The organism is Hyphomicrobium sp., from assembly GCF_041674905.1.
GTDB lineage: Bacteria > Pseudomonadota > Alphaproteobacteria > Rhizobiales > Hyphomicrobiaceae > Hyphomicrobium_B.
This window is the reverse complement of sequence record NZ_JBAYUV010000039.1, coordinates 1-19,447: the sequence shown is the minus strand read 5'-3', so window position 1 is coordinate 19,447 and position 19,447 is coordinate 1. Positions and strand designations below refer to the sequence as shown.

20 protein-coding genes are annotated in these 19,447 nt (G+C 61.5%); 15 read left to right on the top strand and 5 right to left on the bottom strand.

The window, feature by feature from the left end; genetic code table 11:
• The first annotated feature begins 103 nt into the window (after positions 1-103).
• The 6 genes from WC026_RS14220 (at position 104) to WC026_RS14195 (ending at position 3,693) form a co-directional block, all read left to right on the top strand.
• Positions 104-424 carry a hypothetical protein gene (locus WC026_RS14220; RefSeq protein ID WP_372711684.1) on the top strand — a complete coding sequence of 107 codons (321 nt, stop codon included), beginning with the start codon at positions 104-106 and terminating at the stop codon, positions 422-424.
• Between the two features lie 390 nt (positions 425-814).
• Positions 815-1,081, top strand: a complete 267-nt coding sequence (locus WC026_RS14215) for a septum formation initiator family protein (RefSeq protein ID WP_372711665.1) — start codon at positions 815-817, stop codon at positions 1,079-1,081.
• A 128-nt stretch (positions 1,082-1,209) separates the two neighbouring features.
• Complete coding sequence (locus WC026_RS14210; protein ID WP_372711664.1) at positions 1,210-1,539, top strand: DUF5076 domain-containing protein; 330 nt, start codon at positions 1,210-1,212, stop codon at positions 1,537-1,539.
• Between the two features lie 245 nt (positions 1,540-1,784).
• On the top strand, positions 1,785-2,201 hold the full coding sequence (locus tag WC026_RS14205) for a hypothetical protein (protein WP_372711663.1): 417 nt from the start codon (positions 1,785-1,787) through the stop codon (positions 2,199-2,201).
• A 633-nt stretch (positions 2,202-2,834) separates the two neighbouring features.
• Complete coding sequence (locus WC026_RS14200; protein WP_372711662.1) at positions 2,835-3,089, top strand: GlsB/YeaQ/YmgE family stress response membrane protein; 255 nt, start codon at positions 2,835-2,837, stop codon at positions 3,087-3,089.
• Positions 3,090-3,228: 139 nt separating this feature from the next.
• The gene (locus WC026_RS14195; RefSeq protein WP_372711661.1) at positions 3,229-3,693 is read left to right on the top strand and encodes a type II toxin-antitoxin system RatA family toxin; all 465 of its coding nucleotides are present in this window, start codon (positions 3,229-3,231) and stop codon (positions 3,691-3,693) included.
• Positions 3,694-4,068: 375 nt separating this feature from the next.
• Here WC026_RS14195 and WC026_RS14190 read toward each other — a convergent pair whose 3' ends face one another.
• The 5 genes from WC026_RS14190 to WC026_RS14170 form a co-directional block, all read right to left on the bottom strand.
• On the bottom strand, positions 4,069-4,917 hold the full coding sequence (locus tag WC026_RS14190) for a pentapeptide repeat-containing protein (protein WP_372711660.1): 849 nt from the start codon (positions 4,915-4,917) through the stop codon (positions 4,069-4,071).
• Positions 4,914-5,405, bottom strand: coding sequence for a CinA family protein (locus WC026_RS14185; protein WP_372711659.1), 492 nt, complete (start codon positions 5,403-5,405; stop codon positions 4,914-4,916). The genes WC026_RS14190 and WC026_RS14185 overlap by 4 nt, the downstream gene beginning before the upstream one ends.
• A 119-nt stretch (positions 5,406-5,524) precedes the next feature.
• Positions 5,525-6,001 (bottom strand): MarR family winged helix-turn-helix transcriptional regulator, encoded by a 477-nt coding sequence (locus WC026_RS14180; protein WP_372711658.1) that lies wholly within the window; start codon positions 5,999-6,001, stop codon positions 5,525-5,527.
• 181 nt (positions 6,002-6,182) lie between these two features.
• Positions 6,183-6,803: a cation transporter gene (locus tag WC026_RS14175; RefSeq protein ID WP_372711657.1), complete on the bottom strand. Its 621-nt coding sequence runs from the start codon at positions 6,801-6,803 to the stop codon at positions 6,183-6,185.
• Positions 6,800-7,987: a bifunctional 2-C-methyl-D-erythritol 4-phosphate cytidylyltransferase/2-C-methyl-D-erythritol 2,4-cyclodiphosphate synthase gene (locus WC026_RS14170; RefSeq protein ID WP_372711656.1), complete on the bottom strand. Its 1,188-nt coding sequence runs from the start codon at positions 7,985-7,987 to the stop codon at positions 6,800-6,802. The genes WC026_RS14175 and WC026_RS14170 overlap by 4 nt, the downstream gene beginning before the upstream one ends.
• Before the next feature lie 232 nt (positions 7,988-8,219).
• Here WC026_RS14170 and dusB point away from each other — a divergent pair, with 232 nt between their 5' ends.
• The 9 genes from dusB to WC026_RS14125 all read left to right on the top strand — a co-directional run.
• Positions 8,220-9,206: a tRNA dihydrouridine synthase DusB gene (dusB, locus tag WC026_RS14165; RefSeq protein ID WP_372711655.1), complete on the top strand. Its 987-nt coding sequence runs from the start codon at positions 8,220-8,222 to the stop codon at positions 9,204-9,206.
• On the top strand, positions 9,203-10,366 hold the full coding sequence (locus WC026_RS14160; protein WP_372711654.1) for a nitrogen regulation protein NR(II): 1,164 nt from the start codon (positions 9,203-9,205) through the stop codon (positions 10,364-10,366). The genes dusB and WC026_RS14160 overlap by 4 nt, the downstream gene beginning before the upstream one ends.
• The gene (ntrC, locus tag WC026_RS14155) at positions 10,366-11,811 is read left to right on the top strand and encodes a nitrogen regulation protein NR(I) (RefSeq protein ID WP_372711653.1); all 1,446 of its coding nucleotides are present in this window, start codon (positions 10,366-10,368) and stop codon (positions 11,809-11,811) included. Before WC026_RS14160 ends, ntrC begins: the two co-directional genes overlap by 1 nt.
• A 274-nt stretch (positions 11,812-12,085) precedes the next feature.
• Complete coding sequence (locus WC026_RS14150; protein WP_372711652.1) at positions 12,086-14,407, top strand: ATP-binding protein; 2,322 nt, start codon at positions 12,086-12,088, stop codon at positions 14,405-14,407.
• 30 nt (positions 14,408-14,437) lie between these two features.
• Positions 14,438-15,838 carry a sigma-54-dependent transcriptional regulator gene (locus WC026_RS14145; protein ID WP_372711651.1) on the top strand — a complete coding sequence of 467 codons (1,401 nt, stop codon included), beginning with the start codon at positions 14,438-14,440 and terminating at the stop codon, positions 15,836-15,838.
• 12 nt (positions 15,839-15,850) lie between these two features.
• Entirely contained in the window at positions 15,851-16,714 is an 864-nt protein-coding gene (locus WC026_RS14140) for a D-amino-acid transaminase (protein WP_372711650.1), read from the top strand.
• Positions 16,715-16,883: 169 nt separating this feature from the next.
• Positions 16,884-17,132 (top strand): RNA chaperone Hfq, encoded by a 249-nt coding sequence (hfq, locus tag WC026_RS14135; RefSeq protein WP_013215655.1) that lies wholly within the window; start codon positions 16,884-16,886, stop codon positions 17,130-17,132.
• Positions 17,133-17,224: 92 nt separating this feature from the next.
• Positions 17,225-18,532, top strand: a complete 1,308-nt coding sequence (gene hflX, locus WC026_RS14130; protein WP_372711683.1) for a GTPase HflX — start codon at positions 17,225-17,227, stop codon at positions 18,530-18,532.
• Between the two features lie 22 nt (positions 18,533-18,554).
• Positions 18,555-19,447, top strand: an 893-nt coding sequence (locus WC026_RS14125) for an FAD-dependent oxidoreductase (RefSeq protein ID WP_372711649.1), incomplete at its 3' end; no start/stop codon positions are given.

Genomic DNA, 19,447 nt, shown 5'->3' with positions numbered 1-19,447 from the left:
AAGGGCATTGAAGTTCCCCGGCCGATTACTCATCACTAATGTCATGTGCGTGCTTGCAAGGCATTGCGGGGTTTTGGTGAGAAGATTTGGATTGGTGATTGGCATGTTGGCGGCGATCGCCGCAGCTGCGACCACCGGAGCATTCGCGCTTGACGAGCAGCGTATGGCGATCCCCAACGGGGCGCCCGACGCGGCAAAGGCGGACGTGCAGGAACAATCCGCGCCGAAAAGCGAGGAAGGGGCCGTGATCCGCATTCCGGGTCTGGGCAAGCTCGGTACGTTGCCGAAAATGGATTTCGGTTTGGAACTGCTTTACGGCGCGGCCGAAGACAACAGGAGCGAGCAGAACGGCGAGACGCCGTCAGCTGGTCCGGAGTCGCCGCAAGATCTCACGATCCACGGCAGCATGAAGCACCGCTTCTAGAGCCTCGTTCTTTTGTCGTGCTTCTTATCTGAAAACCGGTTCCCACTTTTCCGGAAGCACTCTAGGCCACTGTTCCGGTGCGGCGGAAATCGTTTCGCCTGCTGGCCTTTCTGTACATAACCTCACGTTGCATGAATCGCGCGTGCCGGTGCGATGCTCACCGTTGGCGGGCTTTGTGTTCGAGATCCTGATCCGAACAGTCCGGCGCGTCTCGATCGACCCGAGTGCATCTCCTCGATCGAATGTCGTCCGAATTTACCTGGCCTTAAGCCGATCGCCCCATAACATCAGTCTCATCAACGATCTCCTCCCTCGGAGACTGAATCAGTGCTGCGTGCCAGTAGGCCTGAAAGGCGAAATAGGCATCGACATCTCTCACGGCAGATATTCGTGTTGCTTGCCTGCCTGACGTCGACGGCCTATTTCGTCTATCATGCACGCTACGGCCGCCACGGCATCGAAGCTCGCAATCGTCTGATCGAGCGTTCCGCGCTTCTCGATTTCGAAAATAGGGGCCTCGAGTCAGTCCGCTCAAAACTCCGCCGCGACGTGGCTCTGCTGTCGCCGGAAGTTCCAAATTCCGATCTGGTCGAAGAAATCGCACGCGATGTGCTCGGCTATGTGCGGAGCAGCGACAAGATCGTAGTGTCGCGATAATCACGGCCAAAACCGGGTTCCGAAAGTCATCGAAAGTTACCGCGGTTCGCAATGCTCTTGCGATCGTATCCCGCGGCTATTAAATCTGGGCTAACCAGTTTGCATCGCGTATTGAAGGTGCCGTTGACATGAGCAATCTCCAAGACACCGAACGGCCCCTCGAGCTCGACATCCCGGATGGCGTTCCGGAAGCGCAACAAGCCGTCGAATTGATTCGCGCGTGGGTCGCGGACGGCGCGCTGATGGTCACCATCAACGGCGAAACTCTTGGCGATCAGCTGCAGGATTGGGGACGTCTCCTCGCCCAGATCGGTCATCACGTCGCGAATTCGGCCGCGCTCAGCGGCCACAAAAGCGAGGCGCAGGCGCTCGAGGAAATCCGCAAGGGTTTTGATGCCATGCTTCCGGGCAGCGGACCAAAGGCGTCCGGAAAAGTTCGCGGACGCAGCGTCCACTAGCGGATTTCTCATTAGCCGCCTCCATTAAGGCGAGGCATACGCGCTTTGCATCCGCGAAGCGGCGGCATGTTTCGTCTCTGTTGCTGATCAGCATCACGTGGCCGATGTCCACAATTTCAGCGCGGACGAGTTCTGTTCGTTGGGGACGAGATACCTCGATCGCTTGCGGGCGCGGCTGCATCATCCTTAAGCAGAAGTCATGTGCGCGTGTTCTGTTGCAGGTTGCAACGATCCGGGGGTGGACGATGATTGAGGGCGCAACGGGCAAGATTGCTTTGGCCGTGCTTGCTGCAGGATTGACCTGCGGATGCGCAGACGGTTCAAATTTACTTTCGACGCAATCACTCGCTACCGACGCGACGGCCGTAAAGAGCGACCCGGTATGCGTGTCGCTTGCGAGCCAGATCAACACGCTGAAAGGCGACGGTACGATCGATCGGCTGGAAAAAGCCGGCGACGGAAAGACCGTCAAGGTTTCAGTGAAGCGCTCGGCCCTGCAGAAGCAGGCGGAACTCAATAAGGCCTACGCGGACTTCCAGACCCGCTGCGGCCCGAAGGTTCCGGCGCAAACGGCCGCCCAGGCACAGCCCGCTGCGGCGACAGCGCAGACAGCGAGCGCGCAGCCCGCCTCTCCGGCCGCCAATACGCCGAAAGCAAACTGACGCCCAGAAAATTCCGGATGCACCGAGGCATCTCGGTGTTTCTGAAACGCGTGGCCATACGGAGCGGAACTTCGCTCTCGTACGGTCATGCTGAGATTGCATCGAACTGAGGCGATGCTGCACCGTTGCCACATAGAGGCCATCAGGAGTTGCAAAAGGAAGCTGCTCTATGGTCTTTAGTGTGCAGTGCGTATATTCGGCGGACGCTGCCACTTATCAAGCCAATAGGATTGCGGGATGCGGGGTTTTATTGCGGTCGTAACGGTCGCCGCTATGTCAGCGTTTGTGCAAGGCTGCGGTGGAGCATCCGGCAAGAGCTATCAGGATCCGGGTCCCCGGTCTTTGCCAAGCGGCGAAAGCTGCGATTCGATCCGAGGGCAGCTCAATCGTCTGGACTCCAAGGGCGTGCCCGCGCAAGTCGAGCGGGCGAGCAGCGGTGGCAGCCTGTCAGCTGGACAACGCGCCGACGTTGACAGGTACAATCAGCTGCTCAATCAGTATCTTGGCGCCCGCTGCCACGTTTAAGGCCGCCCTTGAGGGGCGGCCGGTGTCGATCGCGTCTTTCCGCGCCAAGCGTGAGATCGCGACACTTTCGGAACCTGAGTTTCAAAGCGTGCCTTCAGGAGTCTGACCATGAATGAACAAACGCGCGATCTGCTCGTGTTCGCGGTGATCGGCATTCTTGCAGGATTTCTCGCGTCGTTCGTTGTCGGTGGTCATGGCCTGATCCGTTACCTGGTGACCGGCGTCATCGGCGCGTTCGTCGGCGCCTATCTATTCAAGGCGCTGGGCGTCAATCTCGGCATCGGCAACGCTTTTTTTTCGCAGATCGTAACGGCTGCAATCGGCGCCATCATCGTCGTGCTGCTGGCGCGGATTCTTGCCTGACGCTGATGCTTCGTTGCGCCGCTCGGTCTCATGCACGCCGGTCGCGTTGTGCATTAAGGCAAAACTGATCCCGTGACGGGCACGGGATTGGGCTGTTGCGCCAGATCAGGCGGCCCATGTTGTCGCCGAAATTGCAGCCATGCCATCATTCAAGACCACACGACACATCGCCTTTACGGCCAGCCAGATGTTCGCGCTCGTCGCCGACGTCGAGCGCTACCCTGAATTCCTGCCGCTATGCACCGGTCTTTCCGTCCTATCGCGGCGGCCGGTCGGTGAAGGCGAGGAACTCACGGCGCGCATGAACATCGGCTACAAGGCGATCAGCGAAAGTTTCACGACGCGTGTGCTGACGAAGCCGAACGATTTGAAGATCGACGTCAGCTATCTCAACGGACCGTTCAAGCGGTTGATCAATCACTGGACGTTCAGGGACGACGACGTGGGGACGGGATCGACAATAGATTTCTTCATCGACTACGAGTTCAAGTCGATGCTGATGGGCGCGCTCATGGGCGCGATGTTCGATCAAGCGTTTCGGCGCTTCGCGCAGGCGTTCGAGGAACGTGCCGGGCATGTCTACGGTAAGTCGACGCGCGTCTGAGGATCGGGCTCAGTGCGCCGAACGGCCGTGGCTCAGCAATCGGAAGCAGCGACAGACCGAGGGTGGCCGTGGATGGCCGACTGCGCGGCCATGACGAAATTAAAAGTGCAGAGAGCATCACTGCTATCAGCGCTGAATTATTCAAAGGTCTTCAAGTCATGGCCGCGACGAGGAAGCTAGCCAAATTTGCTTGCCGACAACGGCGCCTACGATTGCAGCGTTCTCTCGCATCTTCGTGCATCTATCATGCGATGGCTAAAATGATCGGTTTCCTGCGCTCCGTCCTCGTCATGGCCGCGCAGGCGCCATCCATGCGTGCTGCCGATACCTGGATCAGCGAAGTGCGTCGGATACGAACGCTCGATGGCCAACGCTCTAGCGAACAGTCTTTTCGAAGTTTCGCGCCAGCGCCAGCCCTTTCAACGTCTCGAGGCCTTTGGCATCGTGCAGCTTTGCACCGTCGAGGTTGGCGCCGGTGACGTCGGCGCCACTGAGATCAGCGCCCGTCAGGTCCGCGCCTGAGAGATCCGCACCCGCAAGGACTGCGCCCGAGAGATCGGCTTCTCGCAGAACGGTGTCATGCATAGCAGCGTCCTTCAGCACCGCGAAGCTGAAGCGCGATTGCGTCATGTCGGCTCGCGTCAGCTGCGCGCCGGAGAGATTTGCGCCTGAAAAATCCGTTCGCCAGATGTATTCGATAAAGCCCGTCTTGTTGATGGGAGCGCAAACGGAGTCGGTGAGATCAGCACCCGCGAAATTCGATCCGGCAAAGACACCGAAAAATTTCGTGCCCTTCAGGGATGCAGATTTGAAACTGATCGCTTCGCCTGGATTTGGCGTCAGCGTCGTCGTGGTCGACGGGCGCATCAAGCTCGCATGGTCGAGATTTGCGCCGTCGAGACGGGCTCCGATCAGCGTGACGCGGTCGAGATTTGCGCCGGAAAGGTTTGTCTGTGAAAGATCCGCCCCTGAAAGATCGGATCCGAAGAGATCCGATTTGCTGAGGTCTGCGCTCTTGAAATTGAGGCCTGCGAGATCGAGCCCTTGCAGATTTTTGCCATTGAGGGCTGGACGGCTTCCAGGCGCCGCCTTGAAGAGAATAACCGAGACGTCACGCGCCGTCAGCTCGGCGGCGAAGCCGGAGCAGGTCCACAGAGCCGTGGCAGCGAGCGCGGCAAGGCCACGTATGCTCGCGGTCAACGCTCGTCCGCGCGCGTGCATCATTCGCCTGCCCTTTCGAGAAGCTTCAAGGCTTCGCGGACGGTCGCCAGGCGAACGCCCTCGCGACCTATATCGCTGAATTCGAAGCGCTGCACATGGGTTGGCGACTTTCGAGACGCAAGTGCGATAAAAACCAGACCAACCGGCTTTCCCGGCATGGCGCCCCCCGGTCCGGCAATGCCGGTGACCGCAACGGCGACGTCGGCAGCGGCTGTTTTCAGGGCTCCCTCGGCCATCGCGCGGCCGACCTCGGCGCTGACGGCACCCTTGGCCTCAATCAACCCGGCGTCGACACCGATCATCGCGGTTTTGGCGGTATCAGCGTACGTCACGAACCCCTGATCGAATACGTCGGACGATCCGGCGACCGATGTGATCGCACCAGCGATGAGCCCGCCCGTGCAGCTTTCCGCCGTGGCGACCTTGAAACCTGCGGTGCGCAGCTTAGCGACGACCCGCCCGGCGGCAGTCTCGATATCGGATGGAAACACGCACGCCTCTCGATCAGCAGGATTGGGCCAACCCAAAACGAAACCGGAGAGTGCTTCGGGCGAAGCACTCTCCGGCAAGGCTATCCAGAGAGAGGAGAATGTGCAAACGGCCTAGCTGATCAGGCCGCGGCTAAAACCTCGGCATGCGAAAGCAGGCTATCGAGGACGATGCGACTGTCGGAGCCCATAGCCCCGACCGTCCGCTTCTGCGCGTCCTGCCATATCGGGTATGCATCCTTCAAAACGGCCTGACCTTTGGGCGCAAGGTGCAGACCGCGGCCACGCCGTCCGGCGGGCGGATCCATAATGATATGGCCAAGCGCCAGAAGACGCTTGAGATTGCGCGACAGTGTCGACTTCTCGATGTCGAGATCATGTCCGATCTCGACGGCAGTGATTCCGTCACGTGAGGCCAACTGCGCGAGCAAAGTGTATTGGCTCGCGGTGATGCCGAGTGGGCGCAAGGCATCATCGTAGACGCGCGTGACGATGCGCGAAAGCTGACGCACACGGGTGGCGAGGCACATCTCGGCGGTCATCTCGGCGATGGTGCTAATCGCGGCATCGGCGGGTGGACGGTCAAGAGTGTGGGGCATGACGTTCATATCGGCTCCCGTGTGTGAGCGCTTTCGTGTGGCTCGTGGCAATACAACCACATGTCCCTTTGATGCCGCGATTCTGGTAGCCGGGTCAACGCTCAAAGCCGTTGCAAATGCGCATCGACGATATCGTGATTGAGTTTCATGCGACATGCAACCTAAGGCTAAGGCAGCTGGCTCAAGGTTTGGCTGCCTGGTGCTCGGCGCGGGCGGCTTCGTAGACCTCATGCGCAGCGCCGGCGTTGATCGCCGCGATGCCAAGTCCCACGATCATGTCGGGCCATTTTGATGCGGTCGCCGCCGTCAGCAGCCCGGCGATGATGATCGCAATGTTGGCGATGACGTCATTGCGCGCCGAGAGGAACGCGGCCCGAGTGAGGCTTCCGCCGGCCGTGCGATACGGCGCCAGCATGCGCGCGCATATGAAATTGACGGCGAGCGCTCCGAGCCCGGTCACGGTCAACGCAACCGGCTCGGGCACGGCGCCGCTCGAAAAATTCTGCCACGCCGTCCAGAACGTCGCGAGCGCTGGAAGAAGAATGATCGCGGCGAGAACCATTCCGAGTTTCGCGCGCCGCGCCGCCGAGAAGCCGAGCCCTGCCAGGATCAACAGGTTGACGGCGCTGTCTTCGAGAAAGTCGACGCTGTCGGCGAACAGCGCGACCGATCCGATGGCGAGTGCAACGGCGAACTCGATCCCGAAATAGGAAAGGTTGAGCACCGCGACATTGCGAACGGTGAGCTGCAAAGGCCGGTTGTCGGCGATATCGGGGAAATCGTCGTCGTCGTCGTCGCTCATGCGTCCGGACCGCCTGGCAGCAGCACGCTTGCGGACGCCATCGCGGCGATGCCTTCGCGGCGGCCGGTGAAGCCCATACCTTCGGTCGTCGTCGCCTTGATGCCGACGCGGTCCGTGGTCAGGCCGAGCACGTCTCCGATCAGCGCCTGCATGGCGGGGCGGTGCGGGCCAACGCGCGGCGCTTCGGCGAGAACGGTGATGTCGACGTTGACGATGCGCCCGCCGCGATCCTTCACGCGCCGCGCGGCGTCTTCGAGAAAGAGGCGCGAGGCGGCGCCTTTCCATTTCGGGTCTGACGGCGGGAAGTGTTGGCCGATGTCGCCGTCACCGATGGCGCCGAGCAATGCGTCGGTCAGTGCGTGCAGAATGACGTCGGCATCGGAATGGCCTTCGAGCTTGTGCGTATGCGGAATTTTCACGCCGCCGAGCCAGACATGATCGCCCTCCGTAAAGCGGTGAACGTCGAAGCCCGTGCCAGTGCGCGGTTCCAATGCATTTTGTGACGTCATCTGCCGGTCGGCCAATTGCAAATCCTCTATGGTCGTCAGTTTGATGTTGCCGCTCTCATCCTCGACGATTGCTACGTCGATGCCAGCCCATTCGGCAATGGCAGCGTCGTCGGTGAATTTGTCGAGACCTTGTTCCGCCGCCTTGCGGTGCGCTTCGAGGATCGGAGCGAAGTGAAAGCCTTGCGGCGTCTGCGCGCGCCACAGGCCAGCGCGAGAAATGGTGTCCTGCACGAGGCCTCGGCCCGACGCGCGCTTCAACGTGTCGGTCACGGGCAAGGCCGCAAGCGCGGCGCGCTCTGTCTTCAGCGTCTTGATGACGTTCGAAATCGTCGCCGCCGAAACGAACGGACGCGCGGCGTCGTGAATGAGCACGAGGTCAGGGGCAGACATGGCAAGCGCTTCGAGGCCGTTGTGCACCGACGCTTGGCGCGTGGCTCCGCCCGTGGCTGCGGGCGAAAGTTTATCCGCATTGCCGGAAGCCGCCGCATACAAGTCGCCGTCGTCCTGGTGAATGACGACCTTGACCTCGTCGATTTCGGGGTGACCGGCGAACGCCGCGATGGTGTGTGCTAGAACCGGCCGGCCGCCGATCCGCGCGTATTGCTTCGGCCCAGCTCCGGAAGCCGCCGCGCGAGTCCCCCGTCCAGCCGCGACGATCAAAACGGCGATGCGCACATCAAATCTCCACCCGAAACGGACCCCGGCAAACCCGCGATGCCGCCTGAACCCCGAACGAAGCTCAGTGCCCCGAGTTGGCGCAAACCGCAACGGTCCTTACGTTTTCGGGTCCGTCATGCGCCGGTGGGACTTGCGTATTTAAAAGGCGCATCCTAGTCTGCCCAAACTAACGGCATTTATGAACACTGATTAAAATATAGGCAATACGTTGCATGACCGTGCGGTTCCTATGCTGAAAACCTTCGCTAGCGGCGCCCCAACGGTGGCTCTCGCGCCCATGTCGGGGGTTAGCGACTTGCCCTTCCGCCGCTTGGCGCATCGCCTGGGCGCGACGTTCGTCGTATCCGAGATGATTGCCAGTGAAGAGCTGGTCAAGTCGCGGGCCGACGTGCTGCGGCGCGCCGAAGGCCGAGACCTGACTCCGTTTGTGATGCAACTTGCTGGGCGCGAAGAACGCTGGATGGCCGATGGCGCGCGGATCGCTGAGGCCAAGGGCGCCGACGTCATCGACATCAATATGGGATGTCCGGCCAAGGAAGTGACCGGAAAGCTTTCGGGCTCGGCGCTGATGCGCAATCTCGACCACGCCCAGGGGTTGGTCCGGGCTGTGGTGCGGGCCGTCTCTATTCCGGTGACGCTCAAGATGCGTCTCGGCTGGGACGAGGCATCGCGCAATGCGGCGGAACTCGCTCGCCGGGCGGAAGCCGAGGGCGTTAAGCTGATCACGGTGCACGGGCGAACCCGTTGTCAATTTTTTACGGGCGCCGCCGACTGGCAGGGCGTCAGGTCGGTGGTCGAGGCAACCTCGCTGCCGGTCCTCGTCAACGGCGACATCAACTGCCCTGCGGATGCGCGCAAGGCGCTCGACGTATCCGGGGCGCATGGCGTCATGGTCGGGCGCGGCGCGTATGGCGCGCCCTGGATGCCGGGTCGCATCGCAACGGCGTTTTCGACCGGCAGCGATCCCGGCGATCCGAGCCTTTCCACGCAGCGCGACATCGCCCTCGAGCACGTCGATGCGATGCTCACGCACTATGGCCGTCAGCTTGGCCTCAAGAACGCGCGCAAGCATATCGGCTGGTACCTGCTGTCGAGCGGCGCGGAGACGGCAACTGTCAAGGCCTGGCGGGCGCGGCTCTGCACGGCGCTCGATCCGCAGCACGTCCTCGACGGTCTTTCAGCGTTCTATTCGGGCGCGGAGCCTCTGGCGGCATGAGCAACAAAGCGATCGTGCGCAAATCAAATGTCGAAGCGCTTCCGCCGCCACCGCCGACGGTCGACCGCGAGAGCCTGCTCAGCGCGTTGCCGCATCCTATTCTCGTCGTCGGCGAGGAGGGCACCATCGTCTTTGCCAACGCGGCGGCCGAAGCATTCTTTTCGATGAGCGCGCCGCTGCTGCTGCGGAGCCGCCTTTCCGACATTGTGGCGTTCGGCTGTCCGCTGATGGCGCTGGTCGAGCAGGTGCAGGCGACGGGCGCCACGATCAACGAGTACGGGATCGAGATTGCGACGCCGCGGTTCTCGGGCTCCAAGCTGGTCGATATTTACGGCGGACCGCTGCCGGAAGAGCCGCGCAACATGTTTCTGATGCTGCAGCAGCGTTCGATGGCGCAGATGATCGAACGGCAATTGACGCATCGCGCCGCGGCGCGCTCGGTCTCCGGCATGGCGGGCGTGCTCGCGCATGAGATCAAGAATCCGCTTTCCGGAATTCGCGGGGCGGCGCAGCTCCTGGAGCCGGGGCTCTCGGACGAAGACCGCGCGCTGACGCAACTCATTTGTTCCGAAACCGACCGCATCTGCACGCTCGTCGATCGCATGGAAGTTTTCGGTGACGAGCGGCCCTTAGCGAAAGAAGCGGTCAACATTCACGACGTCCTCAATCACGTACGCCGCATCGCCGAGCACGGATTCGGAAGCGGTGTCCGCTACGTCGAAGATTACGATCCGTCGCTGCCGTCCGTGCTTGGCAATCGCGACAAGCTCGTTCAGGTTTTTCTGAATCTTCTCAAGAACGCCGCCGAAGCGATCGGTAAAAATCAGGAAACCGGGCGCATCATTCTGCAGACCGCATTCCGGCCGGGCGTGCGGCTGTCGCTGCCGGGCACCGACACGCGGGTCAGCCTGCCGCTGATGATTCAGATCGAGGACAACGGCAGCGGCATCGTGGAGCATTTGCGGCCGCATCTTTTCGACCCGTTCGTGACGACGAAAACGTCAGGCAGCGGGCTCGGCCTTGCCCTTGTCGCCAAGATCATCGCCGACCACGGCGGCATCATCGAATGCGACAGCGAACCCAGACGCACCATCTTCCGCGTTCTGCTGCCGATGCAGCGATCGCGAACCGGCACGCTCCAAACGTCGAGAGAGGGTTGATGGCCAGAGGCACTGTTCTCATCGCCGATGATGACACCGCCATTCGCACGGTGCTCAATCAGGCTTTAGCGCGTGCGGGCTTCTCGCCGCGCGCCACCGGAAATGCCGCAACGCTGTGGCGCTGGGTCAGTCAGGGCGAAGGTGATGTCGTCCTCACCGACGTCGTGATGCCGGACGAGAACGCTTTCGATCTCATTCCGCGCATCAAGAAGCTTCGGCCGGATCTGCCGATCATCGTCATGAGCGCGCAGAACACGCTGATGACGGCGCTAACCGCGACGGAGAAGGGCGCATTCGAATATCTGCCGAAACCTTTCGACCTGAACGAAGTGGTGGCGGTCGTCTCGCGTGCGCTCGCCGAACCCAGCCGCAAACGCCAGACGACGACCAGCGAGCGCGAGTCCGACGAGCTGCCGCTGATCGGCCGTTCGCTGCCGATGCAGGACATCTATCGCGTTCTCGCACGCCTGACGCAGAGCGATCTGACCGTCATGATCAACGGCGAAAGCGGGACGGGCAAGGAACTCGTCGCGCGCGTTCTGCATGACTATGGCAAGCGCCGGCACGGGCCGTTCGTCGCCATCAACATGGCGGCGATTCCGCGCGAGCTGATCGAGAGCGAACTCTTCGGGCACGAGAAGGGCGCGTTCACCGGCGCGCAGACGCGGACGCCCGGCCGCTTCGAACAGGCCGAAGGCGGCACGCTGTTCCTCGATGAGATCGGCGACATGCCGCTCGAAGCCCAGACGCGTCTGCTGCGCGTTTTGCAGCAAGGCGAATACACGACCGTCGGCGGGCGGACACCGATCAAGACGAACGTGCGCATCATCGCCGCCACTCACCGCGATCTCAAATCGCAAATTCATCAAGGCCTGTTCCGCGAAGATCTGTTCTACCGGCTAAACGTCGTGCCGATCCGGCTGCCGCCGCTCCGCGAGCGCCTCGAAGACGTGGGCGATCTCGTCCGGCATTTTCTCCGCCAGGCAACGCGGGAAGGGCTCGGACAAAAATCGATCGAGAGCGCGGCCATCGAACGGCTGAAATCGCATCCCTGGCCCGGCAACGTGCGTGAACTCGAGAATGTCGTAAGACGACTCGTCGCGCTGCATCCGCAGGACACGCTGACGACGCAGATCGTGGAGCAAGAACTCGCGGGCTCAGCCATCTCGCCACCGCTTGGAGGCGGCGCGGACAATGGCGACCTCAGCGAGTCGGTGGAACGATATCTGTCGCGATACTTTTCCTCCTTCGGCAACGAGCTGCCGCCGCCAGGACTTTACGACCGGGTCATTCGCGAGGTCGAAAAGCCGTTGCTCAGCGCGGCACTCGCCGCAACACGCGGCAACCAGATCCGGGCCGCCGAGCTTCTGGGGCTCAACCGGAACACATTGCGAGCCCGCATTCGAGACCTCAACATTCGCGTATTTCGCACGGTTGAAGGCTGACCTAACCGCTTGGGGTCATTTCAGCTTTTCCCCACGAATCGCGTGTGAAACGCCGCAGACTCGCGCTCAGCGCTTGAACTGCACCAGCAATGTCGCGAAAATGTCACAGTTAGGCTGTTGGGTCGGCTGAGTGTAGCGGATGGGCTGCACCGGATCGCAGGCCAAACACGTTGTCGGTCTGCAAGATGTAGTCGGCGGCATCCATTGCCGTTGACCGGGGTCAATCGCAGGGAAAGCGGTGTCAGGTTCGATGGCGGGGTCGAGTGACAAACTGATGAACGGCAGCAACAGCGACGCGGACCCCGTGTCCGCCGATCGATCCTGGCTGTCAGCGGCGCTGGCGGAAGAACGCGCAACGGCGCTCAATCCCTCCGAGCGGGCCTTCTGGTTCGGCCTCGGAGTCGTGTTGCTGTCGATGCTGTCGGCGCTCGCGAGCTACATGATCCTGACGGGGCTCACCGCGATCACGCCACGCAACGAATACGTCTGGGCGGCGCTCGCCGTGAACGGGCTGCTGATCCTGACGATGCTTACAATCGTCGGCTGGCAGGCGTTCGGGCTCAGGCGTGCGTGGATCGACAAGATCCCAGGCGCGCGGCTTCATACGCGCATCGTCATTCTTTTCAGTCTCATCGCGGCGCTGCCTGCCGTGTTGCTCGCCATTGCCGCGACGACGACATTTTCACGCTCGCTCGACGGATGGTTTTCCGGGCGCACCAGCGCGATCGTCGAAAATTCCTACGACGTCGCCAAAGCCTACGTCGACGAGCACAACCAGATCATCCGCACCGACATCGTCAACATGGTCCGCGACATCAACGGCGAGGCCGCGACGCTCAGCGTCGATCCGGACGGGTTCCAGAAGTTCCTCATCGGGCAGGCGGGTCTGCGCGATCTGACGTCGGCCTATGTGGTCGACGGCGACGGCAACCCGATCGTGCTCGCGCTCGACGATCCGAAATTGCCGTACGTCGTGCCGCCACTGGCGGACATCAAGCAAGCCGAAGCCGGCCAGGTCGCGTTGTCGAGGCCCTCGAACGATTATCGCATCTCGGCGATCGCGAAGATCGACAGCATGCCTGGCCGCTATCTCTATGTGGCGCGCGGCGTCAGTCCGAAAGTGATCAATCACCTTCAGCGAACAGAGCAGAATGTCTACGAATACACGCGACTGAGGAAAGCGAAGGGCGGCCTCAAGGTCGCGCACGGCCTCATTTATTTCATGATCTCGGTGACGTCGCTGCTGGCTGCGATCTGGGTCGGCATGTGGTTTGCCGGGCGCTTCGTGGCGCCGATCCGGAGGCTGATCGCGGGCGCGCAGGAAGTTTCAAAAGGCAATCTCGAAATCGCGCTGCCGGAAAAACGCGGCGAAGGCGATTTGCGGCGCCTGTCGCAGACTTTCAACCTGATGACGCGTGGGCTGAAACAGCAGCAGGACGCGCTGCATCAGACGAACACGCAACTCACCGAACGGCGCAATTTCATCGAAGCGGTGCTGTCCGGCGTTTCGGCCGGCGTCATCGGTCTCGACAGCGCCGGCCACATCACGTTGCTCAGCCGCTCGGCGGAACGCCTCCTCGGTCTTGCCGGAGGGGACGCGGTCGGAAAAGCGCTCTCGGATATCGTTCCTGAATTCGCCCCCGTGCTCAGATCCGCTGAGGAACCGGGATTCAAGAGTAAGGGTCTTGGCGAAATCAAAAAGCAGATTGGCGATGATGAGCGGACGTTCGCCGTCACGATCACGCACGAGCGCGAGGGTGAGGGCGACGTCGGTTCGGTCGTGACGTTCGACGACATTTCCGAACTCGTCCAGGCGCAACGGACCAGCGCATGGGCGGATGTTGCGCGGCGCATCGCCCACGAAATCAAAAACCCGCTAACGCCAATACAACTTTCAGCCGAACGCCTGCGCCGCAAGTTCGGCAAGCAGATCTCGGAAGATCGCGAGCTGTTCGAAACGCTGACGCAGACGATCGAGCGCCAGACCGACCACATCAAGAGCATGGTCGATGAGTTCGCCTCCTTCGCGCGCATGCCGCAACCGGTGATGGCGGATCAGGATGTGCGGCTCGCCGTGCAGGAGCCTGCAATCCTGTTTCGCGAAGGCCATAAGGATGTCGATTTCAAGCTCTCAATTCCTGATAGCGCGGTACGCGCGCGCTTCGATTTGCGGCTCGTGTCGCAAGCCGTCACCAATCTGATCAAGAACGCCGCCGAAGCGATTGAATCCTATGGCGAGCCACAAGGCCGTCCGGCCGGTTACAAAGGCGAGATCGAGGTCAGGGTGCTACCGGCCGCCGATCGCGTCGCGATCGAGGTCATCGACAATGGAATTGGCTTGCCGAAGCAGAACCGCGCCAAGCTTCTCGAGCCTTACGTCACGACGCGCGCCAAAGGCACGGGCCTCGGCCTCGCGATCGTGCAGAAGGTCGTCGAGCAGCACGGCGGCACGCTCACTCTCGAAGATGCGCCCCACACGGAAAGCAGAACGCGGGGCGCGCTTATCCGCATGACATTGCCCACCAAACTTGAAAACGCGAACGACCTTTCCACTGAACAACGTCATAATGCCTCGCGTCCCGCGAGTGGAGCATGATACAAAAGCCCAATCCCCAGGAGCGCTGTAATGTCCGCTGATATTTTGATCGTTGATGATGAAGCCGATATTCGGGATCTGATTGCCGGTATCCTGCAAGACGAGGGTCACCGGACGCGCCTCGCACGCGATAGCGATGAAGCGCTGCGCGCAATCGAAGATCGCAAACCGCACCTTGTCATTCTCGACATCTGGCTGCAGGGCAGCCGCCTCGACGGCCTCGAGGTGCTGACGATCATGAAGCGGACGTATCCCGATCTGCCGGTCGTCATCATTTCGGGCCACGGCAACATCGAGACGGCCGTCACCGCCATCAAGCGCGGTGCCTACGATTACATCGAAAAGCCGTTCAAGGCCGATCGCCTCGTGCTCGTCACGCTGCGCGCGCTCGAAGCTTCGCAGTTGAAGCGCGAGGTGCGCGAGCTCAAGGAGCGCTCGGTCGTCTCCGCCGACATGATCGGGAAATCGCCTGCGATCAATCAGCTGAAAAACAACATCGACAAGGCCGGGCCGACCAACAGCCGCATCATGCTGCGTGGTGCTTCGGGCTCGGGCAAGGAGCTTGCGGCGCGCGTCCTGCATCAGAAGTCGCTGCGCGCCGACGGTCCGTTCGTCGTGCTCAATGCCGCGGCGATGGTTCCCGACCGGGTCGAAGAAGAATTATTCGGCACCGAGGATCGCACCGGAGGCCCGCGCAAAGTCGGCGCGCTCGAAGAAGCGCACACCGGCACGCTTTATATCGATGAAGTCGCCGACATGCCGATGGAAACGCAAGGCAAGATCCTGCGCGTCCTCGTCGAGCAGAAATTCCTGCGTCTCGGCGGAAGCCAGAAGGTGTCGGTCGATGTCCGCATCATCTCATCGACGTCGCGCGATCTCGATCACGACATTCGCGAAGGCCGTTTCCGCGAGGATCTCTATCATCGCCTCAACGTCGTGACGCTGCGCGTGCCGAGCCTTGCTGAGCGGCGCGAGGACATTCCCGATCTCATCCAGTATTTCATCGTACAGGTCGCGCAAACATCCGGTCTGGCGCCACGACGGATCGGAGAGGATGCCACCGCCGTGCTGCAGGCGCACGACTGGCCGGGCAACGTGCGCGAGCTGCGCAACAACGTCGAGCGTCTCCTGATCCTGGCGGGCGGAGATGCGAGCGCCGCCATCACGGCGGACATGCTTCCCGACGAAATCGGCTCGAACGTGCCGCTGCCCGTCAACGGCGGCGCCGAGCATCTGATGTCGCTGCCGCTGCGCGAGGCCCGCGAAATCTTCGAACGGGAATACCTGCTGGCGCAGATCAATCGCTTCGGCGGCAACATCTCGCGCACGGCCGAGTTCGTCGGCATGGAACGCTCGGCGCTGCACCGAAAACTTCGCGCGCTGGGCGTCTCGTCCGAGCAGCGGGCCGGCGATCTGCGGTCCGTTTCTTAAGGGGCGGCCCGCGTGACGCGCATCGTCTACGTCAACGGCGCTTACAAGCGCTACGCCGAAGCTGCGATCCATGCCGAGGATCGCGGCTTTCAATTTGCCGATGCGGTCTATGAAGTCGTAGAGGTTCGCGGCGGCCATTTGGTTGATGCAACCCGGCATCTGGCGCGGCTGGCGCGGTCGCTCGGCGAGCTGTCGATCCCGACGCCCATGTCCGGCCGCGCGTTGTTGAACATCGTTGGCGAAGTCATTCGCCGAAACCGTACTCGCAACGGTCTCGTCTACATCCAGGTGACGCGGGGCGCGGGTCCGAGAAATTTCTCTTTTCCCGGTCCAGAAATTTTCCCGACGCTGGTCGTCCTCGCGCGCGCGCAGCGATCAGGATGGGCGGATGAACTCGCGGAGCGGGGTATCGACGTCAAGACGATGCCCGACAATCGCTGGGGGCGTTCGGACATCAAAACGGTGATGCTCCTGCCGGCCGTGCTTGCGAAAGATGCGGCCCATAGCGTCGGCGCCCATGAGGCTTGGTTCGTCGATGGCTCCGGCGCAATCACAGAGGGCGCATCGAGCAACGCTTGGATCGTGACGGAAGAGGGCGCGCTCGTGACCCGCCCATTGGACTTTCGCATCCTTCCCGGCGTCACGCGTGCGACGGTGAACGACGTCGCGGCGGCTGAAGGGCTGAAAATTGAAGAACGCGCGTTCACGCTCACCGAAGCCTTGAGCGCACGCGAAGCTTTTGTGACGTCAGCCACAAACACGGTCATGCCCGTGGTCCGTATCGATGGGCGGCAGATAGGGGATGGGCGGCCGGGGCCGATCGCGCGCCGCCTCAGGTCGCGCTTTCATCGGCTTGCCGAAATTTCAATGGTGTAGTGCGAATGTTGCCGCATTGTGCGGGGCAATAACCCCTGTAAAGTGTCTCCGCTTCGATAGTCATCCCCCCGATGCCCGTCGAAATAGCCGCTAGGACGCTTCGTCGATTTTTCAAGCCCGACGGCGACCGGCGCTTTCCAAAAGACGTCGAAAAAAACGGACAAAAATTATGGCGGCTGAAAAAACTCAGAATTTGCAAGATACGTTTCTTAATTATGTTCGAAAAAACAAAACTCCGCTGACGATCTTTCTCATCAACGGCGTCAAGCTGCAGGGTATCGTAAGCTGGTTCGATAATTTTTGCGTCCTGCTCCGGCGCGACGGACACTCACAGCTCGTCTACAAGCACGCTATTTCGACCATCATGCCGGGCGGCCCGGTCAACCTCAACGATCAGGACGGCGAAGGAACTGGTTGACACCAAATTCCGATAATGAGGACGGCGAGGAGGTTTCACCTCGCAAACGTCGGCGCACGAGCAAGGATACGCGTCAGCCGAGAACGCGCACGCTGGTTCTTGTCCCAGTTCTAAAACGCCCGCAGCGCTCGAGCGACGCGGCGAAGGCGGTGCGCGAGACGCACACGCCGGAAAATCGCTTATCCGAAGCTGTCGGCCTCGCCAACGCCATCGACCTCGACGTTATCTATTCGGCTATCGTTCCCATGTCGGAGCCGCGTCCGTCGACGCTGCTCGGATCGGGCAAGGTCGATGAACTCGGCGGACGCGTGCACGATCTCGATATCGGGCTGGTCGTCGTCGATCATGCTTTGACGCCGGTGCAGCAGCGCAATCTCGAGACGGCGTGGAACACGAAGGTTCTGGATCGCACTGGACTTATTCTTGAAATTTTCGGCGCGCGAGCGCGAACGCGCGAAGGCGTGCTGCAGGTCGAGCTTGCGCATCTTTCCTATCAGAAGGGGCGACTGGTCCGCGCCTGGACACACTTGGAACGCCAGCGCGGCGGCAGCGGATTTCTCGGCGGCCCGGGCGAAGCGCAGATCGAACTCGACAGGCGCATGCTTCAGGATCGCATCGACACCATCAAGCGCGATCTGAAAGACGTCGTTCGCACGCGCAATCTGCATCGCAAAGGGCGGCGCAAGGTCCCTTATCCGATCGTCGCCGTCGTCGGCTACACCAACGCCGGAAAGTCGACGCTGTTCAACAAGATCACCGGCGCGGGCGTCGTGGCGATGGATCAAGTGTTCGCGACGCTCGATCCGACGATGCGGGAAGTGAAGCTGCCGAGCGCCAGGCGCATCATTCTTTCGGATACCGTCGGCTTCATTTCCGACTTGCCGACGATGCTCGTCGCGGCTTTCCGCGCCACGCTCGAAGAGGTCGTCGAAGCCGATCTCATCCTGCATGTGCGTGACATCGCGCATGAGGAAACGGAAGCGCAGGCGCGCGACGTCGAGAAGGTTCTGAACGAACTCGGCATCGATACGCTGCCGGTCGACGGACACATCCTCGAAATATGGAACAAGATCGACCTCGTGTCTCACGAGCGCCGCGCCGAGCTGCAATACGAAGCCCAGCGCAACGAGCGTCCGCCGGTTCTCGTGTCCGCCGCGACGGGGGAAGGGATCGTGCCGCTGCTCGACGCGATCGACGGCCGGCTCAGCGTCGCCGACGAAGTTCTCGATATCATCATCCCGGGAAGCCTCGGGTCGCTGCTGAATTGGCTGCACGAGACATGTGACGTGCTGGCGCGCGAAGCGCGCAAGGACGGCAGCGTGGAATTGCGTTTACGGATCGCGAGCGAAAAGAAGGACCGCGTGCTCGGACAACTTCGCAAAGCGGGATTGAAGGTCTGACGCGAAAGGCTAGACTGGCGCCATGGACAAGCACGTCACCTGCTGCATTGCCGGAGGCGGTCCGGCCGGAATGATGCTCGGCGTGCTACTGGCACGCGCCGGCGTCGATACCCTCGTTCTCGAAAAGCACAAGGACTTCCTGCGCGATTTTCGCGGCGACACGATTCATCCCTCGACCTTGCAGCTGATGGAGGAACTCGGCTGGCTCGAGGATTTCCTGAAGCTGCCGCACCAGGAAGTAAAGCGGCTGTCCGGGCAATTCGGTGAAACGCGCATCGAACTGGCGGACTTTTCGAACCTGCCGATCTCAACGAAGTTCATCGCGCTGATGCCGCAATGGGACTTCCTCGATTTTCTGGCGGAGAAGGGTCGTGCGTATCCGAAGTTTTCTCTTCTGATGAACGCCGAGGCGACGGATCTCATTGATGATGGCGGTCGCGTATCGGGCGTCAAGGTTACGACCCCCGAAGGGCCGCTGACCGTCGCAGCCGATCTCGTTGTTGCCGCCGACGGGCGCTCGTCCACGCTGCGCAAAGCTTCGGGCCTCATCAGCGAGAGCTTCGGAGCGCCCATGGACGTCATGTGGTTCCGATTGCCCCGGCTTCCGACCGACACGGAAGAGACACAAGGCCGCTTCGATGCCGGGCATATTTTCATCATGCTCCAGCGCGGCGACTATTGGCAGTGCGCTTACGTCATCCCGAAAGGCGACGATGCGAAGGTGCGCGCCGCGGGTCTCGACGCGTTTCGCAAAGCAGTCGGCGCGCTTCTACCGTTCGATGCCACTCGCGCCGAGGCGATTGCCGACTGGGATCACGTCAAGCTGTTGACGGTTGTCGTCGATCGCCTGAACGAATGGGCGCGGCCAGGGTTGCTATGCATCGGAGATGCCGCGCACGCCATGAGTCCGGTTGG